This window comes from Phaeodactylibacter xiamenensis, assembly GCF_000759025.1.
Classification (GTDB): domain Bacteria; phylum Bacteroidota; class Bacteroidia; order Chitinophagales; family Saprospiraceae; genus Phaeodactylibacter; species Phaeodactylibacter xiamenensis.
Window position 1 is genome coordinate 1 of sequence record NZ_JPOS01000058.1, and the last position, 246, is coordinate 246.

Here is a 246-nt window from a genome sequence, read left to right on the forward strand (position 1 = left end):
CTTTGGAAGTTTCGATGTAACGGTAACGGATGATTGCGGCGCTATTTACGGCATTATTGTGGGAACCACAGGTTTCTTTGGTGTTCCCGCAGGTACGACTGTAACTTTTAGTGGTTTGGAAGGGACGGTGAATGGATTGGTACAGCAGGTCAGTATTGCATTATCAGGTGCGGGTTTCTGCGACTTAGATGTTGAAGAAGTAGCCTGCCTGAATGCGGTAACTGCATCTGAGTTGATCTACACAGC

General features: G+C 47.2%; 1 protein-coding gene. It reads left to right on the plus strand.

What is annotated here, in order from left to right; all coding sequences use genetic code 11:
* On the plus strand, nt 1-246 hold a 246-nt coding region (locus tag IX84_RS33455), incomplete at both ends, for a hypothetical protein (protein ID WP_044224053.1).